At 37.7% G+C, this 4,024-nt stretch carries 5 protein-coding genes; 3 read left to right on the forward strand and 2 right to left on the reverse strand.

Annotation, left to right across the window (positions count from 1 at the left end):
* Positions 1 to 488: 488 nt before the first annotated feature.
* Both JW841_09120 and JW841_09125 read left to right on the forward strand, forming a co-directional pair.
* Positions 489 to 1,511 carry a hypothetical protein gene (locus JW841_09120; protein MBN1961095.1) on the forward strand — a complete coding sequence of 341 codons (1,023 nt, stop codon included), beginning with the start codon at positions 489 to 491 and terminating at the stop codon, positions 1,509 to 1,511.
* Entirely contained in the window at positions 1,511 to 2,527 is a 1,017-nt protein-coding gene (locus JW841_09125; protein MBN1961096.1) for a hypothetical protein, read from the forward strand. The genes JW841_09120 and JW841_09125 overlap by 1 nt, the downstream gene beginning before the upstream one ends.
* A 62-nt stretch (positions 2,528 to 2,589) precedes the next feature.
* Here the strand turns inward: JW841_09125 and JW841_09130 are convergent, their stop codons facing one another.
* Together JW841_09130 and JW841_09135 are read right to left on the reverse strand one after the other, a co-directional pair.
* Complete coding sequence (locus JW841_09130; protein MBN1961097.1) at positions 2,590 to 3,123, reverse strand: GNAT family N-acetyltransferase; 534 nt, start codon at positions 3,121 to 3,123, stop codon at positions 2,590 to 2,592.
* The gene (locus JW841_09135) at positions 3,104 to 3,385 is read right to left on the reverse strand and encodes a DUF1778 domain-containing protein (GenBank protein MBN1961098.1); all 282 of its coding nucleotides are present in this window, start codon (positions 3,383 to 3,385) and stop codon (positions 3,104 to 3,106) included. The genes JW841_09130 and JW841_09135 overlap by 20 nt, the downstream gene beginning before the upstream one ends.
* Before the next feature lie 331 nt (positions 3,386 to 3,716).
* Between JW841_09135 and JW841_09140 the strand changes: the two genes are divergently transcribed.
* Positions 3,717 to 3,908 carry a type II toxin-antitoxin system VapB family antitoxin gene (locus JW841_09140; protein ID MBN1961099.1) on the forward strand — a complete coding sequence of 64 codons (192 nt, stop codon included), beginning with the start codon at positions 3,717 to 3,719 and terminating at the stop codon, positions 3,906 to 3,908.
* The last annotated feature ends 116 nt before the right edge of the window (positions 3,909 to 4,024 follow it).

The raw sequence follows: 4,024 nt of genomic DNA on the forward strand, positions 1-4,024 counted from the left end.
ACTCTCTACGTCATGCCCTCGAAAGAGGGCATCCAGTAAAGCCTAATAAAATCGATCAATTACAGAGATGAGATCAAGAGTCAGCCCCCCCCCAGCAGAACGTAACACAAGTAACTACAAGTAATGGCAAGGTAATAATTTCAGTACCTCAAGGCGAACAATACGAAAACGCTAACAACTCAGGGCAATTTTTAAGCCAAAAAACAATATGTTCTGTTTTAAGTTATGCGCCAGTTCCTGAAAAACCTGCTGGATTAATATCTAATGGATTAAAGATAGTTAGTACGGCTTCTAATATTACCACGGCATGGAATATTACCGGGAGTAATTTAGGTTGGGGACAGGTTGGTTATTATATTCTTGCGATAACTAGTTCACACAATCAAATTTTAGTAAAAGAACTGCTCGATACACCAAACAAATTATTTGTTAGGGGCGCTTCAATAGCAAAAGTAAATGCTGCGGCAGATCAAGCAATAGCTCTGCATTTGCCAGAGATTATTGAAAGTTCACTATTAAGTCATTTAAATTATGGTATTTTTCCAGAATCAAATGATGAAATATTAGCGAGTATTAAATCATATCTAGAATCTGTCGAAATTGATTGTTCGTCAGCAAACGTTCAAAAATTATTATCAGCAATAAAAGCCGAATTGCAACAAATAAAGATACCTATGAATAGTAATTTAAAAAAAATAAAAGCACCAATGAATACAATTATAGAAACACTAGTGAATAATAATATTACTATTCAGCATTGTTTGCAGAACACTCAATGTTTTATAGGTGGTACTTTCTTTATGACAGATGAAATTAAGCTAATAGAAAATATATTTCAGAAGATTGATCCTACCATTAAAATCGATAAAAAAGCAATTATAGCTGCATTTGACCAACAGAAGGCAACGCGATCGGAATTACATAATTTTTTTGTCAGGAACCAAAACTATCCAACCGCAAGAACTATAATAACAGATACCTTTGATAATATGGATGACGCTCTAATAGCTTATAGACGAATGCTTCAGGATGTAGTTACTAAGCTATATAGGCAACATAGCCCTCCAACTCCAGCACTCTCTCGCAATAACATTATTATGGCCATAATCAATAGAAATATTAGAAAGTATTTGCCTGAATATTCACAGAATCTCGGTAAGGTAATGACAAAATATGTGGATAAATACGTTGCAAGGCCATTTTGCAATGCCGGTACGCGAATACTGCAACGTGCTGTGCCTCTTTTAAATATTGGTGCAGTGACTATCGATGCGGCTATCTGGGCTAAATATATAAATGAAGAAGGTAATCACTACATTCGCAATAACTTGGCATCCCTTACAATGATTCTCCAGGCAGTTTCTTCTTATATAAGCGTGGAGGAAGCTTCAGCAGGCCCAGTGACTGCTGTTGTGCTTACTCCAGTATTATTTACCCCGCAGATCCTTTTTGGTTGTGCTGCTTCCATTACCGGTGTGTTAAGAGATTGCATCCCTAATGATTGGTTCTAGTGATGGTTAATCATGGCGTAATAGCGCCTGATGCTAGCGAGCTGCTTACTAGGTTGAAAACTCTATCATTAGATGGCATTCGTGCACGCCTGCCGCCCATACAACCTATTACTAAGAATGCGCTCTTAACTCGCCTCGATGAGTTGCGCTGCCTTTATGTCGATCGCCAACCGCTTACTACAGAAGAGTTCATCGTCGATCATAATGAAATAGTTATTGATACTATTGCTTTTTACGGTAAGCGCCCGGTGCCATTCAGCGCTAGAAGCACCATGCAACTGGTGGTTGTTCCAGACCAACCCAGCCTTAAAAAATTTCTCGGTCGTAAAATTGGCGAGCGCTTTGTTTGCAAAGAACGACTTACTGATGATTACCCAGCGGTAGATTTTCGCGCTAAAGTTGTTGAGGTGCAGATAATTATTAAAAATGCCAACAAACTTACAATTCCGTTGCCTGATGACCTTAAGTTTCTTGCTAAACTCAAGCTCGGTAATAGTTTAGAAGAGATGATGTCGAATTTAGTCAAGAATATGATCGATGAGCAGAAACTTGCCTATATTACGCAAATACGCCAGCAGGCAATTAGCGAACTAGCCTCTACTCAAATAGACAGTATAGCCACATCACTAATCGATAGTGAGATAGAGAACATTTGGACCTCGCGCGAAAAACCAATATTACAGGCGTTTGCTATTTCAGAAAAACAACAACGCGAGCTATGCCAGACTTGGGTCAATCATGATGCTTTGCGTGCCACTATACATAAGCAACTTGCCGAGGCGCAGGTAATTGATACGCTCATACAAGAGGGTATCGTAAAGCTTAACAAACAAGACTTCGACGCATTTTTAGAACAATTAGAATCAGCTTGCGGCATTAAACCAACTACTCTTAAATCCGCAATCACTGCCGAACCCGAAGCTGCCAAGCCATTGCTTGAGACTATTGCCAAGTTAATTATAGATGATAAGCTTCTCGATGTTATTTTTGCAACCCAAGCTCGCGCTATGCCATAAGACCATTATCAACTTGTGCTGCTCTGCCACCCAATGCTCCTTACGGATGCTACTAAAAACGTTTAAGAACAGCGACCATGAAATAGAGCTTGTATTTTTTTCATCGAGAGAAACAAATGCAGTGGATCATCCAACAATGCATAAAAGCCATATTTAAGATAAAAAGATTTTGCACTTTGGTTTTTTGCGGTTACCACAACGCCATAAATAGCTATCTTTTGATTCATTTGCCATGCCTGTTGCAAAGCATGCAGCAATAGCGTTTCTCCCAACCTAAAACCTTGAGCATTTCGATCTACGGCTAATCGACCCAAGGTTGCTACAGGTATAGGATAGCGGCCTAATCCTTTACGTATTTGTTCTGGTAAGTTTTCAAACACAACCGAGCCACTGCTAATCGTGTAGTAGCCAGCGACTAATTTAGTATCAGGATGAATCGCTACTATAGTTCTGCCGATATTTTTGGCATCATTCTGCCTAGCGTATTTGCGAAAATATCTATTTAATTCATCAATGCCGCAATCAAAGTTTTCTCTATCATGATGTTTATTAATTTGTTCAAAAACCCATAGTATATTATTTTTTATAGCGGGCATTAAATCTCCGAGCCGCTTTTTTTAAAGCTTTATTGGGTGGCGTTATATCATCAAGAGTCTGTAAAAACTGATCTCGGTCGCGATCTGATAATCTAAGCCGCTCTGTGCGTTCGATGATTTCTTGTGCGCTGCGCAGAGAGCTTGAAAGAATGAAGTCAGTAAGAGTTTGTTCAGCTAAAAGCGCGGCTTTTTCAATCAGTACCTTATTAGTAATATTAAGTCTGATATCTAGGCGCTTACTAATCGTTTCAGATGATTTCATAATTCTTGCTTTCTAATGATTAACTAATTATTAATATTGTACGGTAAATTGCTGTACAAATCAAATAGTAGTTATGCTTAGGAAAAATTAACGCATAAGTCAAAATATTTATACCATGTAAACCATAAAATACCTAAGGTAGTGTTATGTGTCCATTGCCATGTGTCTGGTTAAAATGATCAGGGATGCTTCCAGCATAAGACAAACAATCATTATTTCTTCTCGTTTGGCACTATATTTGGGTCCTCAAGCTAATACCATCTTTTTAATGCATAATATTGAAGTTGACAATGCATATACATTAACGTCATTATATGCATAGGAGAAATATATGCGTACAACACTTGATCTACCAGAAGCTCTAATAAAAGAAGCGATGCAAGTAACCCATATAAATGTCAAAACCGAGCTAATAAAGACCGCTTTGATAAATCTTATCCAAAGAGAGCGGGTGAAGGAAATTGCAAAATATTATGGTAAGCTTGATCTAACTATTGATTTAGATACATTGAGAAAAAGATGAGTCAAATATTGATCGACTCTTCGGTTTGGATAGCATTTTTTAAAGGCCGTAAAGAAGCCTATGCTTTAAACGAGTTGATTAAAGTAAATTGTATTTATACAAATGATTTAATACTA

This window comes from Deltaproteobacteria bacterium, assembly GCA_016931625.1.
GTDB lineage: Bacteria > Myxococcota > XYA12-FULL-58-9 > XYA12-FULL-58-9 > JAFGEK01 > JAFGEK01.